11 protein-coding genes are annotated in these 19,929 nt (G+C 69.0%); 5 read left to right on the top strand and 6 right to left on the bottom strand.

The genetic code is table 11. The annotated features are described in order from the left end of the window. Positions 1–18: 18 nt before the first annotated feature. From LZ198_RS06395 to LZ198_RS06385, 3 genes are all read left to right on the top strand, one after another. Positions 19–1,557, top strand: coding sequence for a TraB/GumN family protein (locus tag LZ198_RS06395; RefSeq protein WP_253970983.1), 1,539 nt, complete (start codon positions 19–21; stop codon positions 1,555–1,557). Between the two features lie 28 nt (positions 1,558–1,585). After that, positions 1,586–1,972 (top strand): hypothetical protein, encoded by a 387-nt coding sequence (locus LZ198_RS06390; RefSeq protein WP_253970982.1) that lies wholly within the window; start codon positions 1,586–1,588, stop codon positions 1,970–1,972. A 261-nt stretch (positions 1,973–2,233) separates the two neighbouring features. Beyond that, positions 2,234–3,424, top strand: coding sequence for a hypothetical protein (locus LZ198_RS06385; RefSeq protein WP_253970981.1), 1,191 nt, complete (start codon positions 2,234–2,236; stop codon positions 3,422–3,424). Between the two features lie 59 nt (positions 3,425–3,483). Here the strand turns inward: LZ198_RS06385 and LZ198_RS06380 are convergent, their stop codons facing one another. The 4 genes from LZ198_RS06380 to LZ198_RS06365 all read right to left on the bottom strand — a co-directional run bounded on the left by LZ198_RS06380 (position 3,484) and on the right by LZ198_RS06365 (position 9,990). Continuing rightward, complete coding sequence (locus LZ198_RS06380) at positions 3,484–4,926, bottom strand: ankyrin repeat domain-containing protein (RefSeq protein WP_253970980.1); 1,443 nt, start codon at positions 4,924–4,926, stop codon at positions 3,484–3,486. Positions 4,927–5,069: 143 nt separating this feature from the next. Continuing rightward, positions 5,070–5,408, bottom strand: coding sequence for an HPF/RaiA family ribosome-associated protein (locus LZ198_RS06375; protein WP_253970979.1), 339 nt, complete (start codon positions 5,406–5,408; stop codon positions 5,070–5,072). A gap of 223 nt (positions 5,409–5,631) precedes the next feature. Continuing rightward, positions 5,632–7,032, bottom strand: coding sequence for a right-handed parallel beta-helix repeat-containing protein (locus tag LZ198_RS06370; protein WP_253970978.1), 1,401 nt, complete (start codon positions 7,030–7,032; stop codon positions 5,632–5,634). A gap of 243 nt (positions 7,033–7,275) precedes the next feature. Beyond that, on the bottom strand, positions 7,276–9,990 hold the full coding sequence (locus LZ198_RS06365) for a galactose oxidase-like domain-containing protein (RefSeq protein ID WP_253970977.1): 2,715 nt from the start codon (positions 9,988–9,990) through the stop codon (positions 7,276–7,278). 168 nt (positions 9,991–10,158) lie between these two features. Between LZ198_RS06365 and LZ198_RS06360 the strand changes: the two genes are divergently transcribed. Continuing rightward, a complete protein-coding gene (locus tag LZ198_RS06360; protein WP_253970976.1) occupies positions 10,159–12,705 on the top strand; it encodes a DEAD/DEAH box helicase in 2,547 nt (848 codons plus the stop codon). Between the two features lie 6 nt (positions 12,706–12,711). On the opposite strand, the gene LZ198_RS06355 is transcribed toward LZ198_RS06360, so the two are convergent. Further along, positions 12,712–13,194 (bottom strand): hypothetical protein, encoded by a 483-nt coding sequence (locus LZ198_RS06355; RefSeq protein ID WP_253970975.1) that lies wholly within the window; start codon positions 13,192–13,194, stop codon positions 12,712–12,714. 320 nt (positions 13,195–13,514) lie between these two features. Further along, positions 13,515–14,915 carry an FAD-binding protein gene (locus tag LZ198_RS06350; protein WP_253970974.1) on the bottom strand — a complete coding sequence of 467 codons (1,401 nt, stop codon included), beginning with the start codon at positions 14,913–14,915 and terminating at the stop codon, positions 13,515–13,517. Between the two features lie 914 nt (positions 14,916–15,829). Here LZ198_RS06350 and LZ198_RS06345 point away from each other — a divergent pair. Continuing rightward, complete coding sequence (locus LZ198_RS06345; protein ID WP_253970973.1) at positions 15,830–19,918, top strand: M4 family metallopeptidase; 4,089 nt, start codon at positions 15,830–15,832, stop codon at positions 19,916–19,918. The last annotated feature ends 11 nt before the right edge of the window (positions 19,919–19,929 follow it).

Raw genomic sequence — 19,929 nt, 5'->3', positions numbered from 1 at the left:
CCGACCCGTGGAGGAACGATGCGCCTGTGGGTGTCCTTGATGTCGTGCCTGGCCTTGATGGGATGTGCGGCCCATCGCAACGACCTGTCGTATCCGGATCGGGAGGCGATCTACGACCGACCGCTCGAGGAGATGTGGCCGGAGGTCCGGGGCTTCTTCACCCGGAACGAGCTGCCCTTCCGCGAGGATGAGGGCAGCAGGGTCCTTCAGACCGAGTGGCGGCAGGAGTTCGGCGGTTCGAAGGTGTCGGGCTTCTGGCACCGCTACATGGTCGTGGGTCGCCGGGAGACGCCCACGTCCAGCAAGCTGCAGATCTTCCGCATCACCAAGAGCCAGAACAAGGCGCTGTCCGAGCCGGGCAAGGAGCTGGACTGGAGCACCACCCGGGCGCTGTGCGTGGAGAAGAAGGGGGGGATGGGGGGCGGTGGTTGTTCCGCCGAAACGCCGACCACCGAGGCCGGCTTCAGTCAACCCATCACGTCTCCGGATGACTGGGAGGCGGTCATCGACTCGCCCAAGGGCGAGACCTCCTTCTTCATGGAGTCCGCCCAGGGGCAGCGAGACCTGTTGATGGAGTGGCGCGTGTTCCGCGACCTGTCGCCGCGTCTGGCGAAGGAGGAGAACGCGCCCAAGCCGGTACAGGTGGCCAAGGCGCCGACGGCGAAGGAGGCGCCATCCCAGGCCGCGGTGGAGTGCGGGCTTCCCATCCTCGGGCTGGGCAAGCAGGTGAAGCCCGGGCGGGTGATGCTCCTGGGGGAGCTGCACGGCACACGCGAGGTCCCGCGCTTCGTGGCGCAGGCCGCCTGTCAGGCGGCGGTGGCCGGAACTCCGGTGACGGTCGGGCTGGAGCTGCCCCTGGAGAGCCAGGCACGTCTGGACACCTTCGTGGACAGCGCGGGCACGGAGGAGGACTGGTTGAAGTTGATGGACGCTCCCTTCTGGCGCAATCCCTTCCCGGATGGTCGCGGCAGTGAGGCCGTGGCGAACATGCTGGAGCAGTTGCGGGTGCTGCGCTCGCGCGGCGTCGACGTGGACGTCTTCGTGTTCGACCACCCGAAGGACAACGGCCAGCAGCGAGAGGTCGCGATGGCGGCGACGGTGGCCCACCAGGTGGAGTCCGCGCCGGAGCGCTTCTACGTGGTCCTGTCCGGCAACATCCACTCCCGGACCCGCAAGGGGCTTCCCTGGGACAAGGCCTACCGCCCCATGGGGCTGCTGCTGGATGACCGGCTGGACGAGGTGGTGTCGCTGGACATGGCGTACGACAGCGGCTCGGCGTGGATCTGCGCCGTGGACGACCAGGGTGTGAAGGACCGGCTGGACTGCGGCGTTCGCGACGCGAAGGGCAAGGACAACGGCAATCGCTTCTTCGTCCACACGTGGGAGTCGAGGAGCGCCGACGGCTACCACGGCGTCTTCTATGTGGGCCCGGTGAACGCCTCCGCTCCGGCGGTGCAACGCGGGCTGGGCCGGCCCGGGGCGGACGACAACTCCGTCCATCCGGCACCGGACGAAGGCTGGAAGCTCGCCGGGGTGGGGGTTCCTCCCGGTCGATGAACGCCGGTTCACCATCGATGAGTCGTGGATGCGCTGGGGCCTCGCGGCGCTGCTCGTGGGCTCCATCCTCCTCGTCGCGTTCGTCCTGTCCAGAGCGAGTGGTTGGAGCCGCCTGGCCCGGCGCCAGCCTCGTTGCGGCGCGGGGGGCTGGGGCCGGGTCGGATGGATCGACTACCGGTCGTGTCTCGTCGTAGGCGGCGACGCGCGCGGGCTCTACCTCGTGCCCGTGCTCCCATTCCGGCCCTTCCATCCTCCTCTGCGCATCCCCGGGTCGGAGGGCTGGTCGCGCACGCACGACAACGCCTGCTTCCTCCTCGACGTCGTCCGCTTCGACGTGGGCTCGGGGATGCCGCGGCTCCAGCTCCAGCCCTCCGCGACCCGGTCCTTCGACGCCTACCGGGCATCCTCGACGTGACCGGCGCGCCGCCCGCACGCATCATTGCGCGCACCTCCGATACGCGAATTTTCGCGTGTGCGTGTTTGCGACATTTCTCCGGGATTTCCGTTCAGCGGGTGTGCAGGTCGGGCGGCACCCCGTGCCGAGGAGCCTCGCGTCCGTCGGGCCGGTAATGCGGATGTGGGTGCATCTGTCACTCGACTGCATCAAATCCAACGTCACCAGGGTCGCCTGGGGGCCGCGCCGTGGGGCGTGGCCGCATGCAACGGAGAGTGGAAGATGAAGTCGGTGAACGGTTTGGGATGGGGTGTGGTGCTCCTCACGGGGCTCGTGGGCTGTGGTCAGGAGGCGAAGGAGCCGGCGCCCGCTCCGGCGCCGGAGCAGGCGGAGATCTCCGCGGTCGAGCAGGAGGCGCGCTTCCTGAATCCTCCTGCGGGCTGCACGGAGGTCTCGATGGGGGAGCTGTACAACGGCATCGAGCTGACGCCGGTGCAGTACGAGCGTCAGCCGACGTTCCGTGGCGACCTCGTGAACTTCGGCGGCAACGCGACGCGGGACGAAGTCCGCATCCGCCTGGACATGAAGACGCACCCGGGCCTGTATGACCTGGCCCAGGGTGGGGCCAACACCTTCACCTGCGACCAGTGTGTCGTCGGCTACCAGGACATCGGCACGTCCGCGCAGAAGCTGTTCGTCGCGGAGTCGGGCGCGCTGCTGCTCGCGCTGCAGGTCTCGGCGCAGCAGACCATTGGCGCGCTGTCGAACGTGGTGCTGCGCGAGTCCGTGGTGGCCACTCCCACGTCCGGTCCCTACACGGGCTCCGCGGTGGTGCCGGGCGGCGAGTGCCGGTGGATCCGCTTCGCGACGTGGAACACCGTGCGTCCCGGCGGGTGTGATCCGCGCCAGGGCTCGCTGACGTCGAACCTGCCGGGCACCGCGTGTGTCGCCGACGACTACGCGGCCACCGACGGCACCCTCCAGCGCGCGCTGGGGACCAAGACGCAGGGCGAGGCGTGTACCGCCACGCCGGGCGACGGCGAGTACGCCCTCGCCACCACGGACTGCAAGCAGGGCTTCGCCTGTACCGACCTGGTGAGCGACGACGCCCAGTGCCTCAAGACGTGTGACTACATGGCCGCCAACCCGGGCTGCCCCTCGGGCACCATCTGCGGTGTCTACGGCTTGTGCATCGAGCAGGCCGTCCTCGAGCCGTTCGGCTTCGCGTTCGACACGGCGCTCATCGGCGAGCCGTGCAGCCAGTCCTTCACCGAGTTCTGCGGCGTCGAGGGCGCCCGTGGGACGTGCTTCGATCCGGACGGCGCCGCGGGCCCGCAGGGCGCGACCTGCCACCGCTATGCGCGCGCCCGCTCGGACTGTGGCCCCGGCGAGGAGCTGGGCTACATCTACTACCCGCTGGTCGGTGGCGGCGGGGATCGCGGCTACGGCTTCTGCTACCACGACGGTCGCTGAGCCTCACCCGCGTCCGCTTCCCCCCGCCCGGCGCGCGTCGGGCGGGGAGGGCCGGGCCGTCACCGGAAGATGGGCAGGCCCTTGCGGATGCGATGGAAGAGGGCGTGGTTGTCGAGCCGCGCCGGCTCCGCCTCCTCGCCATCCCCGGCCGGTTCCTGCTCCCGGAAGCACTCCGGGGTGAAGAGCTGCTCGAGCCGCTCCGCGACGTCCTCGCCGCACTGGTACGTGTCCAGGTCGAAGTGGTGGTCTGCCTCGACGGTGGCGAGGACGCAGTGGTCGTCCTCGATGACGACCCGGGCCCGGATGCGCTCCGCGGCGAGGATGTGGTCGTTGTAGTAGCCGAGCACGACGTCCCGCGCGTGGATGTCCCCCCCGACGGTGAACTCGCAGTCCGTGAAGAGGCCGTGGCAGCGCAGGTCTCCCAGGATGACGACGAGCGAGCCGTTCGCCCAGTCCTTCACCACGCCGCGCACGGTGACGGAGCCCGTCACCGCGAATGGGGCGAGGAGGTCGAGGTCTCCGTCCACCTCCAGGTCGCCGTGATGGAAGAACGGGGCCCTCAGGTCCTGTGCGCCCTTCAATCGCACCGTGCGTGGCGCCACGCCCAGCGCGCTGGCCACCCGCCGGAGCATGTCCAACGAACTCGACGGGTCTCCGTAGCCATGCAGGCCGGTGGCGATCTCCTGGGCGGAGTCGAACGCGTGGGAGAAGGACAGCGTCGCGGCGCCGAGCTCGGCGCGAACGGCCGCGGCGTCGATGGGGAAGGGCGCGAAGGGGTCCTCGCTCCAGGGGAAGGGGACGCTCGGCTTGCCGCCCGCGCCCTCCAGCGCCTGGATCGCCCGGTTGAAGCCCGGCGTGCGCTGATTGTGCGCGACCCAGGGCTTGCCCATTTCCCGCAAGGCCACCCCGAGCGGCGTCCGGCCGAGCCCGTCGATGGCGTTGACGTCCGCGCCTCGCTCCAGCAGGAGCCGGACCTGGGCGTCGTGACCGAGGTTCGCGACGCGGTGCAGGGGCGTCCGTCCCTGGGCATCCCGGGCATCCACGACCGCGCCCGCCTCGAGGACCTCCTTCAGGAGGCGCGCGGAGGCCGGAGTGAACGCGCCCCCGCGCGCGTCCTTCACGTCGGAGGGGGCCGTCGCGCCGGCGGCGCGCAGCAGGCGGATGAGCTCCATCGCCCGGGCTTCGCCTGGCCCCTCGTCCTCGACCGTGGAGGCGCACAGCAAGGGTGTCCGTTGGTGGACGTCGCGGGCGTTCACGTCGGCGCCGGCGTCGACCAGCGCCTGGGCGACCTCCAGGCTCGGCAGGGGCTCACTCTTCGAGGAGGGCGGGCGGACGGCGAGGTGGAGGGCCGTCATGCCGTGCTCGCCGGGGGCGCTCACGTCCGCGCCCTGGGACACCCAGCGCCGGACGGCCTCCGCGTCGAGTTCCGCGTGCCAGCGCGCCTTGCTGCTGCAGATGGAGCGCAGGGCCAGTGTCGCTTCGTTGTCTTGCCGCACCGTCATGCGTGAGTCCCTCGGGGCCTGATGCCCGAGGGAGTCTCGTTGCTTCACCCCGGCTTGTCACGACCGCCGGGAGGCACCGGGCAGCGTCGACCGCCGCTGCCCGGTCGGGACATCCGCGGGCCCTGGTGAAGGACCGCGTGCCTTCACGGACGATGATGCGCGTGCAACCCGTCCGCGTAGTGCTGGAGCTGACGCCGCGCGGCCTCGAAGGCGTCCGTCACCGCGAGGTAGGGGTCCTCGTGGCTCGTCGCGTCTCCCGGCTCCCCGTCCGCCGTGATGTCCTTTCCGGGGACGTGCAGGTCCACCCGCACCCGGAACTGCTTGCCGTGCTGCTTGTGCCGGTGAGGCTCGTCCACCACCACGTGGCAGCCCACGATGCCGTCGAAGAACTGCTCGAGCTTCTCCGCGTGGTCTCGGATGTGCTCGTTCAGGGCCTCGCTCGTCGCCATGCGCCGATAGGTGATTTGCAGTGCGCGCTTCATCGTCGCCTCGGGTCTTGCCCCCGCGTCGGAGGCTGGGGTGTTCGACCCGAGGGAATGCATCGCCCCTGCCATGGGCAACCCAGCGGATTCCCTGGGGATGGGGCGGTGGTGGCTGCAGGGTTTGCGTGGGTGGAGGCGCGGCCCGCAGCGCCTGCGGCCCGCCGGCGCGCGGCGAGCCACGAAGGCCGGGGGACGGGCACCCGGCAGCAGGGCGGGTCGCCTGCTAGCGCGTCATCGTCGGCACGCCCCGGGGAGTTCCGCTGCGGGTGGGCGTGAAGCTCCGGGTGGAGGACTGGTCCAGGGCCGAGGGGGCCAGCAGGGTGCGCCAGGTGTTGTAGTCACCCTCCCAGAGCTGGTTGGTGAGGGTGAAGTTCCCGGTGGCGCCCTCGTAGCGGTTGCGGTCCATGCCCACGCCCGGGCGGCGGTTGTTGGCGCCCAGCCGCACGAACAGCCGCATGTCGCGCAGGACATTGTCGTAGACGCGCATCCCGGAGACGGTGTTGGGCTCGTCCGCCGCCAGCCGCAAGCCCGCGTCGTGGGTCCGCGCAATCGTATTGCCGATGATGTGCGCGCCCTCCGCCTTCACGATGCGGATGCCCTGCCCGTTGCTGCGCTGCGCGTAGTCGAAGATGTCGTGGATGTAGTTGTCCTCGATCTGCACATTGACGGGGATGTCGATGTCGTTGTTCCCGCCGATGGACACGCCCCGGCCGGCGTTGGCGATCTCATTGGAGATGATCTGCACCTGGGTGGCGTTCTCGTGGACGAGGACCGCCTCGCCCGCGGACGTGGTGGCCTGCCACGGATAGGCCGCGACGTTGGGGAAGTCGTAGATGGCGTTGAGGTGGACGAGGACGTCTTCGCACGCCTTGATGTCGACGCCGTTCTCGCCCGCGGCATGCAGCCGGTTGCGTTCGATGAGCAGCGTGGAGGGCCGGCCGCCGTCGGACTGGCACTGCACGCAGTCCCCGGAGACGTCGTGGATGTTGTTCTCCGTGATGAAGATGCCGCGGGACACGCCCCGCACCGCGATGCCGTGCGAGTCCGTGTTGGTCTTGCTGAAGTCGTAGATCTCCGTGTCGTTGACGAGCACGAACTCCGCGTAGCTGATGACGACACCGCCGCCGGCCCGACCGCCGTGGATGACGGCGTCGTGGAGCTGCGAGCAGGTGGTTCGTGTCTCGAAGAGGACGCCGAAGGAGGGGCGGGCCTGGATGTCCACCTCGAGGTGCTGGAGGATCCAGTTCGGTTGGCTCACCATCACCAGGCTGCCCACGTTGGCGGCGGTGGGGAGGATGCGAGGCCGGGTGGAGGTCGGCACCCCGCGCAGGACGATGGGCGCGGACGGCGTGCCGGGACGGGCGCCCTTCTCGGGGGTGATGGCGACCTGCTCGGGGTAGTTCCCCGGGCGCACGAGGATGGTGTTGCCGGGCTGCGCGACCTTCACCGCCTCGGTGATGGTGCGGTAGGGGTTCTCGTTGCTCCCCAGGGGCCGCGTGCGGTTCCGGGGGCCCGAGCTCGCCACGTACAGCGTGGTCCCCGTCGCGTCCTCCAACTCGGGGCAGTGTTCGTAGAACAGGTCCGTGGTGAACGCCGGCGCCAGTCGCCCGGAACGTGTCCCCAAGGCCTCGCGCTCCCACGGCTCCGCCTGGGGCTCTTCGGCTGTCTCCGAGCCACAGGCGACGAGGCCGCCCCAGGTGAGTGCCACGCACGCAAGCCGCAAGAGTGCTCTTCCCGCCCAATCCTTCTCCATGACTGCCCCCTTCATTGGACCATCCACCGCAGGAGCCATGGTTGTAACGGGGCAGGCCTACATCAACCTCCCTGCCCCAAAGGGTGGTTGGAGCGGCGTGCGGGGTGAGGCGCGCTACTTCGTCTCGAGATTCAGTTCGAGGTCGAAGGACACGTCGCTGGAGGCGGCGTTCCCCTGCTTCACCATCACCGCGATGAGGTTCTCGCCGACGACGAAGGGGGCGCCGTCGAGGGTGGCGGTGCTGGTGACGGGGTCCTTGAGGACGTTGCTCGCGTAGGCGCCGTGGGCGAGGCCATTGTCGGTGAAGCGCGAGTAGACGGGCTTGCCATTGACCCAGATGGCCACGCCGTCGTCGTGCAGCACGCGGAGGTTGGCGGAGCGGATGGGCTCGTGCAGCGTGAGCTTCTTGCGGAAGTAGACGCTGGGTTGGCTGGGGGACAGCTTGTTGAGGACGGTGTGCTCGTCGCCGTCGCCATAGCCGAGCTTGCCCGGGCCCGACCTCCATTCCTTGTCGTCGAAGCCGAGCTGGGTCCAGCCCGGCCCCGGGTCCACGCCGCGGTCGTCGAACTTCCAGTATTCACCGAAGGCGACGGCCTGGAAGCGCGGGCTGGTGGAGATGGTGAAGGCGGTGTCGGTGACGTCCGCGACGTCCGGCCGGGCGGCGTCCCGGACGCGCAGCCGCGCCCGCGTGGTGAGGGTGTTGGGGACCGTCCACTCGTAGAACCCCGTGTTCGCCACGGTGGCCTCGACCGTCTTCCAGGTCGCGCCGTCATCCGGGGAGAACTGCACCTCCACCGCCTGCACCCCCGCGCCGTGGGTCATCCACTGGAGCATCTGCACGCTGCCGGGGCGCATGACCTCGCCGCCCACGGGCGCCTCGAAGAAGAGGGCGTCGTGCTGCATGCCGTCCGTCGTCACCTTGAGCTCCAGGTCGAAGGAGAGGTCGGAGGAGGTGGCGTTGGCCTGCTTCACCACGACGGCCAGGGAGTTCTTGCCCATCTTGAAGCGGGAGCCTGGGATGCTCGTGGTGCTGAGGGTGTTGTCGGCGCTGGCGCCCTGGGCATAGGCGGCGTGGGCCAGGTCGGGCACCAGCTTGGAGAACACCTGCGCGCCGTTGAGGAACACCGCCACCCCGTCGTCGTGAATCACCTGGAGCTGGGCCGTCTCCACCATGCCGTGGAGCTCGAACTCGCGGCGGAAGTACACCGACGGTTGCCGCGGCGTGGTCATCAGGAGCTTCGTGCGCTCGTCGTCCTCGCCGAAGCCCAGCTGCGCCGGCCCCTTCTTCCAGGTGGAGTCGTCGAAGGTGGGGGACGTCCAGTCGGCGCCGGGGTCGACGTTGCGGTCGTCGTAGCGCCACTCGGAGCCGAAGGCGACGGCGGTGAAGCCGGGCTGCGGCGGTGGCTGCGTGGGGGGCGGCGTCATCGCGGAGGCGCCGATGCGGAGGATCTTCGCCACGGAGGGCACGCCCCGCGCGTTGAGCAGGAACAGCATGTAGTGGCCCGGCGGCGCGAGGTTGGGGTTCGCGGGCGCGGTGAGGGTCAACCCTCCGTTGGACGCGGTGAAGCGCAGGCGCATGAAGCGCTGGTTCTCGTCGAAGGCGTGGGTGACGGAGCCCAGCCGGATCCACGCCACCTTGGTGATGGCGGCCGCGTCCGGCGTGGTGACGCGGAAGCTGTCGCCATAGTCGACGGCGGTGGGCGCGGCGGTGATGGTGGGCCGGGCGCCCTTGAAGAGGTAGGGCGGGGAGAAGACCTGCATCGTCCTCACGCCGCGCCCGCCCGCCGACAGCACCCGCGCGTCCGGCAGCAGCAGGGTGGTGGAGTGGTAGCCGCGGTACGCGGACGCGCGAGCCAGCTCCGTCCACTTCTCCGTCACCGGGTCCCACAGCTCCGTCTCGTAGCGGGGGTACTTCGGGTTGTCGGTCCCCGGGCCGCTGTGGCCGCCGGTGACGAGCACCGTCCCGTCGGGCAGCAGCGTGCTGTTCTGCTGGCGCCGCACGTAGCGCATGGGCGCCACCGTCCGCCACACGGGCTTGGCGGCGTTCAGGTCGATGACCTCCACGTTGTTGGTGGGGGGATTGTCGCCGCCGGTGAGGATGACCTTGCCTTCGTCGTACATCGCCGCGCTGCCCGCGTTGCGGCTGCTCGCGTAGTTGGTCCGCGGGCCGGTGCTCCACGAACCTGCCCCGGCGACGTCGAGGAAGCGCGCGGGCTTCCAGTAGCCGGCCATCAGGTTCTGTCCCGAGGGCGTGGTGAACATCCACGGGTAGTACATGAGCTCCAGGCTCGCCCCGGTCAGCGTGCGCCAGCTGTTCTTCGACGGCTGCCAGATCTGCGGAATCAGGTTCTTGGACCGGTCCTCCTTGGCGCCGCCAATCACCAGCAGGTCGCCGCTGGGCAGCGTGGTGACGGTGGGGTACCAGCGGCCCGCGTTCATGTTGGGCAGCCGCGTCCAGGTGTTCTTGAAGGGGTCGTAGAGGCTGGCGTAGGGCAGGCCGGAGTCGTCCGCGATGTGGCCTCCGGCCACCAGCAGCCGCCCGTCCGCGAGGAAGGCGTGTCCCGCGCAGAAGATGTTGTAGCCGGCGGGGGGGAGCGCCTTGAGCTCGTCGGTGTCCGGGTCCCACAGGTGGGGCTTGTCCCCGTCGGCGAACTCGGAGAACCACATCACCTTGCCGGTGGGCAGCAGGTGCGTGTGCACGGCGGGATGGGGCCAGTTCTGCACCGCGGACCACTTCCCGGAGACGGCCGGGTCGGTGGACTGCGCCCGGGCGGGGACGGCGAATGCCCAGACAACGAGGAAAGCCAGACGCAACGTGCGCTGCTCCACGTTTGCCTCCTTGGGGGTCGAAGGAAGGGCCAAGGGTAGGCACGGGGCATGCGCTCGCCATCGTTCGAGCGGGCAGTGGCAACGCCGAGGATTGGACCTTGGCGCGGGGGGCGGGGCCGGATTTCACAGCGGACGGGAGCGGGTGGGTGCTCTAGAGTCCGGCCGGTGATGGCACCCACCGAGTCCCAGGCACCACTCGCCGCCCTGCTCCCCAAGAAAGGAGAGCCGCCCCTCGACGCGGACGGCATCCTCGACCGCTTCGTCGGCTACGTCGCGGCCAACGGGCTGAGCCTCTATCCCGCGCAGGAGGAGGCCATCCTGGAGTTGCTCGGGGGCAAGCACCTGTTCCTGAAGACGCCCACGGGCTCCGGCAAGTCCATGGTGGCCCTGGCGCTGCACTTCAAGGCCATGGCCGAGGGCAAGGTCTCCTTCTACACGTGCCCCATCAAGGCGCTGGTCAACGAGAAGTTCTTCGCGCTGTGTGACGCCTTCGGCGCGGAGAACGTGGGCATGCTCACCGGCGACGCCAGCATCAACCGCGACGCGCCCATCATCTGCTGCACCGCGGAGATCCTCTCCAACCTCGCCCTGCGCGACGCGGGCGCCCGGGTGGACTACGTCGTCATGGACGAGTTCCACTACTACTCCGACCGGGATCGCGGCGTGGCCTGGCAGCTGCCGCTCATCGCGCTGCCGCGGACGACGTTCCTGCTGATGTCGGCCACGCTCGGCCCCACCCACATCATCGAGGAGAGCCTCCAGAAGCTCACCGGCCGCGAGGTCGCCACGGTGCGCAGCGCGCAGCGCCCGGTGCCGCTGGACTTCGACTACCGGGAGAGCGCGCTCCACGAGACCATCGAGGACCTGGTCGCGCGCAAGAAGTACCCCATCTACCTGGTCAACTTCACGCAGCGCGCCGCCGCGGAGCAGGCGCAGAACCTCATGAGCGTGGACTTCTCCACCAAGGAGGAGAAGGAGGCCATCCGCGTCGCGCTGATGGACGCGCCCTTCGACACGCCGTACGGCAAGGACTTCCAGCGCTACCTGCGCCACGGCATCGGCATGCACCACGCCGGCCTGCTGCCCAAGTACCGCCTGCTGGTGGAGAAGCTGGCGCAGGGCGGCCACCTCAAGGTCATCAGCGGCACGGACACGCTGGGCGTGGGCGTCAACATCCCCATCCGCACCGTGCTCTTCACCCAGTTGTTCAAGTTCAACGGCGAGAAGCTGGCCACGCTGAGCGTGCGCGACTTCCAGCAGATCGCCGGCCGCGCGGGCCGCAAGGGCTTCGACAACGAGGGCAGCGTCGTCGCCCAGGCGCCCGAGTACGTCGTCGAGAACATCAAGCAGGCGGCGAAGGAGGCCGCCGGCAAGAAGAAGGCACCCAAGGCCAAGCCGCCGCAGAAGAACTTCGTCCAGTACGACCGCAGCACCTTCGAGCGGCTCCAGACGGGCATGCCCGAGCCGCTCGAGTCGCGCTTCGCGGTGTCGCACGGGATGATCCTCAACCTGCTGCAGAGCGACCACGTCCGGGGCACGGGGGGCTACCGCCGGCTGGTGGAGCTGGTGCAGCGCTGCCACGACTCGGACTTCCTCAAGCGCCGCCACCTGAAGGAGGCCGCCCGCGACTTCCGCACACTGCGCGCGGCGGGCATCGTGGAGGTGGTGCGGGGCGAGGGGAGCGCCGGGGCCTCGGTGAAGGTCTCGCAGGAGCTCCAGCACGACTTCAGCCTCAACCACACCCTGTCGCTGTACCTGCTGGAGACGCTGGAGCTGCTGGACCCCACGACGGACACCTATGCGCTGGACGTGGTGACGCTGGTGGAGTCCATCCTGGAGAACCCGGAGGTGGTGCTGTACGCGCAGCTCAGCCAGCTCAAGGGGGAGAAGATCCAGGAGTTGAAGGCGCAGGGCATGGAGTACGACGACCGGATGGAGGAGCTGGAGAAGCTGGAGTGGCCCAAGCCCAACCGCGACTTCATCTACGGGACGTTCAACAAGTTCGCGCAGAAGCACCCCTGGGTGGGCGAGGAGAACATCCGCCCCAAGTCGGTGGTGCGGGACATGTTCGAGCGCTTCATGTCCTTCCACGACTTCGTGCGTGAGTACGGCCTGCAGCGCAGCGAGGGCGTGCTCCTGCGCTACGTGAGCGACGTCTACAAGACGCTGGCGCAGACGGTGCCGGAGCGCTTCCGCACGGAGGAGGTGGAGGACTTCATCGACCACCTGCGCGCCACGCTGCGGCAGGTGGACTCCAGCCTGCTCGACGAGTGGGAGCGCATGCGCAACCCGGGCGCCGTCGTCGAGGCGAAGCCGGTGGTGGAGCTCAAGCCGAAGGAGCTCACGGAGGACCCGCGCGCCTTCGCGGCCCGCGTGCGCGAGGAGCTGCACCGGCTGCTGCGCGCCCTGGGGCAGAAGCGCTACATGGACGCGCTGGCGCTGCTGGACAACCCGCTGGGCGAGTGGACCGCGCCCAAGCTGGAGCAGGCCATGGTGCCGTACCACGAGGAGCACAAGGTGGTGGTGCTCACGCCCCAGGCCCGCAGGCCCGCCAACACGTTCCTCAAGGAGTCCGGGCCGCGGCTGTGGGAGGTCCAGCAGCGCATCATGGACCCGGAGGGCCACGGCGACTGGATGCTCGACTGTGAGATCGACCTGCGCGACCGGCGCCTGGACGACGGCCCCATCCTCATCCTTCGCCGCATCGGTCCGTAGCGTGGTTCATCCCCCGGCGACGGGGGCCATCGCCGCCTCGACGTCGAGCGTGGTCTCCTCGACGTCGTAGTCGCCCTTGCCATCCGGCACGAGCACCAGGCGCCAGTCATGGGTGGAGAGGACGACGTGCTCCGCGTCGCACTGGACGTCGACCTCGGCGTCCTCCACGGTCCACGAGCCCACCCAGACCGTCACGTGCTGCACGCACTCCGTCTCGCCGCACTGCTCCGTGCTGGCGACCCAGAGCCGGTCCTGGGGAGCGACCTGGCAGGCGACCGGCTCCACGTGCCGCAGGCGTGGGAGCGCCAGGTCGTCGTCCGGGGCGCCGTCGAACAGCTGCACGAACCCCTCCGGGGCCTCGAGCGCGGGCTCCCGCACGTCCGTGTCGGTGGGAGGCTCCGCTTCGACGGCGGTCGGCTTCGCCACGGCGAACGGCGCGGCCAGCGCGCCACACAGCACAGCCACCTTCCAACCCCGCGTCATCCACATGACCTTGTTCTCCCGCGCGACGGCTCGGTCGCGACCTGTGCGCTGGGAGATTGCAAGGCATGGACCGGCCTTGCGTGTGGCCAGGGAGCCACGCTCCGGGCTTCACCGTGGCTCGGGGCCCCCGCCCGCCAGGGGAGGTCACGGCGCTCCGAACGAAGCCCCGCGCGACCTCACCCTTGGCGCGCGCCGGCGGCGAAGCCCGAGTCGTCCGAGGGTCCACCGTGAACCGCAGGCGCGAGCGAGAGGTGGCGTAGCGGCCTCAGCGCGACGCCCATGGACCAGGCGCCGAGCCTGAGGAGGCCCCTCCTGGGGAGCGTCGCTCAGAAGATGCCCTGGCCGGGGGTGAGGAGGCGGTCCGGGTCGTAGCGCCGCTTCGCGTGCTCGAACCGCCCCCAGTCCGGGTGGAAGTGGCGGCGCCAGTCGGCGGGGCTCAGTGGCACGGCATCCACGGGATAGAGCTTCCCGCCGATGGCCGTGAGCCGGTCGAAGATGGCGCGGTTCTTCCGGACGAGGGCGGCGACGTTCTCCGGCGTCGGAGGAATGGCGGTGCGCAGCAGCGAGAAGAGGAAGACGTGTCTGTCGTTGGGCGTGCGCAGGAAGGGCGTCGTCAGCTCCGAGGACCGGAAGGGATAGAGGAGGATGGGCCCCTGTCCCATGTCGGCCTCGGTGGTCTGGGAGAGGACCTCCTGGACGAAGGACTCGGCGCAACGGGCGGGGACGAACATGTCCAGCCAGGGGTGGGGGAAGCCCCAGATGCCGAGTTGCTTGAGCAGCTCGACCAGCGGCGCGAGCCGATTGGCGAAGTCGAAGTAGCTGCCGTCGCTCACCTGGAGCGTTCCCGGCTGGTAGCCCAGGCCCGCGAGCAGTCTCGCATCGTGCGGCTCCGCGCCCGGGGTGAAGTACTTCACCACCTCGAGCTGATACGCCCGGCCTCCACCGGTGGTGACGGCGGAGCCCTCGACGTAGTCGAAGCGACCGTCCTCGATGAGCCGCCGCTGGTCCGCCATGAAGCGATGGAGGTCTTCGTACCGCGCGGTATACGTCCGAGCGCGGGGCGGCACGTCGACGAGCCGCACCCTCGCTCGCACGATGATGCCGAACTGGCCCAGGCCCGAGCGCACGGCGTCGAAGAGGGGACGCTCACGCCGGCGCGAGCACCGCACGAGCTCACCCCGCCCCGTGACGACGTCCATCTCCAGGACGTTGTCCACCTGGAGGCCCCAGCGGAACGCCTGCCCGCCGATGCCCCCCGCCGAGAGCGTCCCACCGATGCTCAGCTCGATGTAGTCGGTCAGCACCGGCGGACTCTTGCCGTGGGGAAGCGACGCCTGGAGCAATTCGTGCCACCGGACGCCCGCATCCACCCAGGCGCTGTCCTCGTCGAGCTCGTGGAGGGTCGACAGCGTGGACATGTCGATGACGATGCCCGCCGCCACCTGGGACTGGCCGAAGGTGCTGTGGCTTTCCCCGAGGCCCCGAGCGGCGGCGATTCGGAGGCCCTGTCGCCGCGCGAAGCGGACCATGGCCACGATGTCCTCCACCGAGCCGGGGACGAGCACCGCCCACGGCGTGTGGTGGAGGATGTGGCCGAAGTCCTCCGCGGCCGCCGTCCGCGAAGCCGTGTCCAGCAGCAACGCCCCCTCGAGTGGCGGTAGGGGGACGGTGCCAGCCTCCTCCGTGGAGGCCCAGCTCCGGCTCTCGGGATCGAATGCGACCGCCACCAACGCACCTTGGAGCAACGTCCTCCGGGAGACTGTTCGCCTCGACATTCACGCCCCCTTGTTCGTCGGGGACTCCTAGCCCGAGGACTCCCTCCCAACAATCGCCCTCGGGCGCACTCGCAGGGGAATGCGCTCCCGCGAGCGGTGGGGGCGCCACGCTCGTCCCCCAGTGGCGTGCCTGGAGATGTCTTCGGCGAGTGGCCGAGGGGCTCGGTGCGCGGCGGCGCTGAGGGCTGTTCCAATGGGCCTGCGTGGCATTTTGCCATGCAATGGCAGACACGGGCGATGTCTGGTGTCGGCAGTGACTTCGCGCCTGTGTGTCGCTCGAGCTCGCTGCCTTGCGGGCGATAAGACCAGATTTCCATGTCAGACAAGTCTATTGGGTAGATTTCTGTGTCTATGTATTTCGATCGAGAGGGGGCGCAGTCACACGAAGCGTGGGAGTGACACGGACTTGTCGCAACTCCCGTTTCACTCGGGGGAGCAGGCAGGAGCGAACAATCGTTCGGCGCAATTTGCCCGTGTTCGGCGCAATTTGCCCGTCGCACACGACCCGATGTGAAGCCGTCGTAACTCGGTGTGTGTCATTGTCCGTTTCGTGGCCCCCCTGTTTCTTTATGGTCTCGAAACTGTATACTGATGAGTAATTACGCTGAGCATGGAACAAAGGTCCGAGATGGTTCGGCCCCCGAGCCATGCGCGTGATCCTTCCAGCGGCGGCACGCCACCACTGGTGCTGACGGTGGGAGTCCCCCCGAACGCAGTGTGGAGTCAGATCCATGTCCAAGCCGTGGCCTCGGTGGCCTCTGCTCCTCGCCGGCTTTTTCTCGGCGAGCTCATCCCTCGCGGCTGAGAAACTCACGCCCGTTGGCCAGCCCGCGCTGGCGCAACTCCAGGTCAGGGAGCCCTCCCGCGTGGCGGAATCGCTGGCGAGCCTCAAGTCGCAAAGCCTGAAACTCGGGCTGGGCTCGCGGGACGACTTCCAGCTATCCAGCTCTAGCACGGACCAATTCGGTCAGACGCACGCGCGCTTCGCGCAGACCTACCAGGGCGTACCCGTGTGGGGCGCCATGGCCATCACCCACCAGGGGCAGTCCGCGCGCGACCTCCGCATCACCAGCGAGGGCCTGCGCAAGGGCATCCGCCTGGACATGACGCCCACGCTGGACGCGAAGTCCGCGGTTTCGAAGGCCACCCGGGAACTGGCGCCCAAGGGCGAGTTCGGCGCCGCGCCGACGGGCGAGCTCATCGTCTACCCCCAGACGCGGCTCGTGAACCGCTACCCCGGCAAGCCCGTCGCGTTGCAGAACGCCGCGGACTTCGACACGGTGGTCGTCGCCTACCGGCTCGCGTACCACGTGCACACCGAGCTCGAGAACGCGCAGGACGGCGTCAAGCACACGGACTTCATCATCGACGCGCACTCGGGCGACGTGCTGAAGAAGTGGGACTCGCTCCAGACGGCCGCCGCCAAGGGCCTCGGCCGCTCGCAGTACAGCGGTGAAGTCCCGTTGGACGTCTTCCAGAACGCCCAGGGCCTCTTCGAGCTGCGCGACGTCACGCGCGCCGGCGGCGAGGGCATCCGGACCTACGACGTCAACCACGCCGCCGTGCAGAACGGCGTCGTTCCGACGCTGACCCTCTACACGGACGCCGACAACGTCTGGGGCGACGGTCAGAACTACATCGTCGGTACCAACAACACCCTGAGCACCAATGGTCAGACGGCCGCCGTCGATGCGCACTTCGGCCTGCTGGCGACGTGGGACTTCTACAAGAAGATCTTCGGCCGCAACGGCGTGGATGGCTCCGGCTCGCCCACCTACAACCGGGTGCACGCCGGCAACCTCTACAACAACGCCTTCTGGAGCGATGGCTGCTTCTGCATGAGCTACGGCGACGGCTCGTTCCCGGCCGCCGGCGGGTTCAGGTCCATGGGCGTGCTCGACGTGACGGGCCACGAGATGACCCACGGTGTCACCTCGCACACCGCCGGCCTCATCTACGAGGGCGAGTCGGGCGGCCTCAACGAGGCCAACTCGGACATCTTCGGCACCATGACGGAGTTCTGGGTGGCCAACGGCCGCGGCAGCACCATCGGTGATACCGGCGGCAACTGGCTCATGGCCGAGCAGCTCAGCGCCTTCCCGCTGCGCGTCATGTTCCGCCCGTCGCTGGACGGCGCGAGCGTGGATGCCTGGTTCCCCGGCATCGGCAACATCGACGTGCACTTCAGCAGCGGCCCGATGAACCGGGCCTTCTACTTCCTGTCGCAGGGCGTACAGCCGCTGTCCGTGGGCACCGACTACTCCAGCACCTACCTGCCCGCGGGCATGAGGGGCATCGGCAACGACAAGGCGGCGGCCATCTGGTACCGCGCGCTCACCGTCTACCTGTTCCCGTCGTCCAACTACATGTCGGCCCGCACCGGCAGCCTCCAGGCCGCGGCGGACCTCTTCGGCTCCCAGTCCAATGAGTACCGCGCGGTGCAGAACGCCTTCGCGGCCATCAACGTGGGCTACACCGCCGCGACGTACGACGACCGCACGGCCCCCACCGTCGCCGCGAGCGTCTCTGGCAGCGCGCCTGTCTTCCAGCTGCGTGCGCAGGCCGACGACAACGTCGGCGTGGCCCGCGTGGAGTTCTATGTCGACGGCGCCCTGGCGGGGAACGTCTCCGCCCAGCCGTACCAGCTCCCGCTGGACGCGACCTCGCTGTCCAATGGCGAGCACCAACTGGTGGCGGTGGCGTTCGACGCGGCCGGCAACTCCGCCGCGTCCGCCCCGGTGAGCTTCACCGTCGCCAACAGCTTCGATCAACTCCTGTCGGACCCGGGCTTCGAGCTGGCCGGCCAGGGCTGGATGGCGGACCCGCCGGAGAACATCAACTTCCCGGTCTCCTCGGGCACGCACTCCGGTCAGGGCTACGTGTGGCTCAACGGCTGGGGCACGACGCACGTCGACCGGCTGTGGCAGGACGTCAACATTCCGGCCGGCGTCACCAAGGCCGCGCTGACCTTCTTCCTCAACCTCACCACCTCCGAGACGACGACCACCGCCGTCCGCGACACGTTGACGCTGCAGGTGCGCGACACCTCCGGCACGGTGCTCGGGACGGTGGCGACGTGGTCCAACCTGGACGCGACGCTGGGCTGGGTACAGCAGAGCGTGGACCTGACGGCCTACGCGGGCCAGACGGTGCGCATCTTCGTGGAGGGCAGCGAGAACGCTTCGCTCCCCACCAACTTCCAACTGGATGACTTCTCGCTGCGCGTCACCCACGCGGAGGATGCCGAGACGCCCCGTGTGAAGGCCAGCATGGTCTTCTCCGGCACGCGCGTGGGCTACTTCGCTGAGGTGTCCGACAACGGCTTCGTCAACGCGGTGGAGTTCCTCGTGGACGGCGTGTCCCTGGGCAACTCGGTCAAGTCGTTCACCCGGGTCGTCAACCTCTCGACGCTGACGGCCGGGGCGCACACGCTCGTTGCCCGGGCCACGGACGCGGGCGGCAACGTGGGGGACTCTCCCGCGGTGACCTTCTACGTCGATACCACCGCCACCCAGCGCGTGCTCAATCCCAGCTTCGAGACCGCCGCGAGCTGGACGGGTGCGACGACGCTGTCGGGCTCGTCGGGCATCTTGAACAACGCGTCCTTCGCGCACACGGGCAGCCGCTTCTACATCTTCTATACCAACGCGGGTCCGGCGCGGCACTCCGTCCGTCAGTCCGTGGCCATCCCAGCGACCGCGACGTCGGCCATCTTCAGCTTCTGGCTGCGCATCTACAACGGTGCGTTCACCGACGCCGTGGCCCACCACACCTTCAGCGCGAAGGTCCGGGATGCTACCGGCGCCGAGCTGGCGACGCTGAAGACGCTCTCCAACGTGGATGACACCAACGCGGAGTACTTCCAGCACCGCTTCGACCTGACCGCGTACCGGGGGCAGACGGTGCAGTTGTTCTTCGACGTGGACCAGACGGCCGCCGCGCAGATCCCGGGCGAGGTCACCCAGTTCTTCCTGGACGACGTCAACCTGGTCACCTCGACCCAGGACGACATCCAGAGCCCCACGCTCTCCGCGGCGGTCGAGGGCAGCTACGGGACCGTGCAGCTCCGGGCCACCGTGAGTGACAACGTGTGGACGGCTTCTCTCGCGTTCGCGGTGGACGGCACCCCGGTGAGCTCGTTCACGGACGTCGAGGGCGTCTACGCGACGGCGTTCGACACGAGGAACCTGTCCAACGGCGCGCATGAGTTCAAGGCGACGGCCACGGACAAGGCGGGCAACACGACGGAGCGCACGGTGACCTTCGAGGTGCGCAACTCCACCATCGAGGACCAGGGTGCGCCGCACATCACCGCCAGCGTGGAGGGCATGTTCGAGACCTACACGATGCGGGCCGAGGCCACCGACGACACGGGCGTGACGCACGTGGAGTTCTACGTGGATGGCGCGCTGAAGGGGACGAGCACGTCCGAGCCGTACACGCTGCCGCTGTTCCCGATTCCGCTGGCGCAGGGGGAGCACGTCCTCGAGGCGGTGGCGTACGACGCCTACGGCAACTGGTCCAAGGCGACCACCACCTTCACGCTCCGGCCCGTCACGGTGGAGTTCGCGGAGCCGCAGTACGTGATTCCGGTGGGTGACTCCGTCGCCCTGCGGGCGAACGTGGCGAACGCGGTGAACACGGCGGTGACCTGGTCCGTGGCGGAGGGCCGTATCTGCGGCACCGTCAGCGAGGACGGCGTCTACGTCGCCCCGGTGGTCCGTGGCCTGTGCCACGTGTCCGCGGTGAGCGTCGTGGTTCCGACGGCGAAGGCCGTGGCGACCTTCCGGGTCTACACGGGTGACATCAACGGCGACAACATCGTGGACGGAGAGGACATGGGCCTGCTCGCGCAGGACTACGGCACCAACGGCTCCGAGGAGACGAACCTCGATGGCGTCGGCTCTGTGAACGACAACGACATCACCCTCTTCGTCAGCCAGTTCGGACGGTAATCCCCATGAAA

Source organism: Myxococcus dinghuensis, assembly GCF_024198235.1.
GTDB lineage: Bacteria > Myxococcota > Myxococcia > Myxococcales > Myxococcaceae > Myxococcus > Myxococcus dinghuensis.
Note: the sequence above shows the minus strand (reverse complement) of the source record. Positions and strands in the feature narration are given on the sequence as shown.

Excerpts from the sequence above, each read along its gene's own strand:
- LZ198_RS06395 (WP_253970983.1), top strand. The coding sequence starts at position 19 with ATGCGCCTGTGGGTGTCCTTGATGTCGTGCCTGGCCTTGATGGGATGT.
- LZ198_RS06390 (WP_253970982.1), top strand. The coding sequence starts at position 1,586 with ATGCGCTGGGGCCTCGCGGCGCTGCTCGTGGGCTCCATCCTCCTCGTC.
- LZ198_RS06385 (WP_253970981.1), top strand. The coding sequence starts at position 2,234 with ATGAAGTCGGTGAACGGTTTGGGATGGGGTGTGGTGCTCCTCACGGGG.
- LZ198_RS06380 (WP_253970980.1), bottom strand. The coding sequence starts at position 4,926 with ATGACGGTGCGGCAAGACAACGAAGCGACACTGGCCCTGCGCTCCATC.
- LZ198_RS06375 (WP_253970979.1), bottom strand. The coding sequence starts at position 5,408 with ATGAAGCGCGCACTGCAAATCACCTATCGGCGCATGGCGACGAGCGAG.
- LZ198_RS06360 (WP_253970976.1), top strand. The coding sequence starts at position 10,159 with ATGGCACCCACCGAGTCCCAGGCACCACTCGCCGCCCTGCTCCCCAAG.
- LZ198_RS06355 (WP_253970975.1), bottom strand. The coding sequence starts at position 13,194 with ATGTGGATGACGCGGGGTTGGAAGGTGGCTGTGCTGTGTGGCGCGCTG.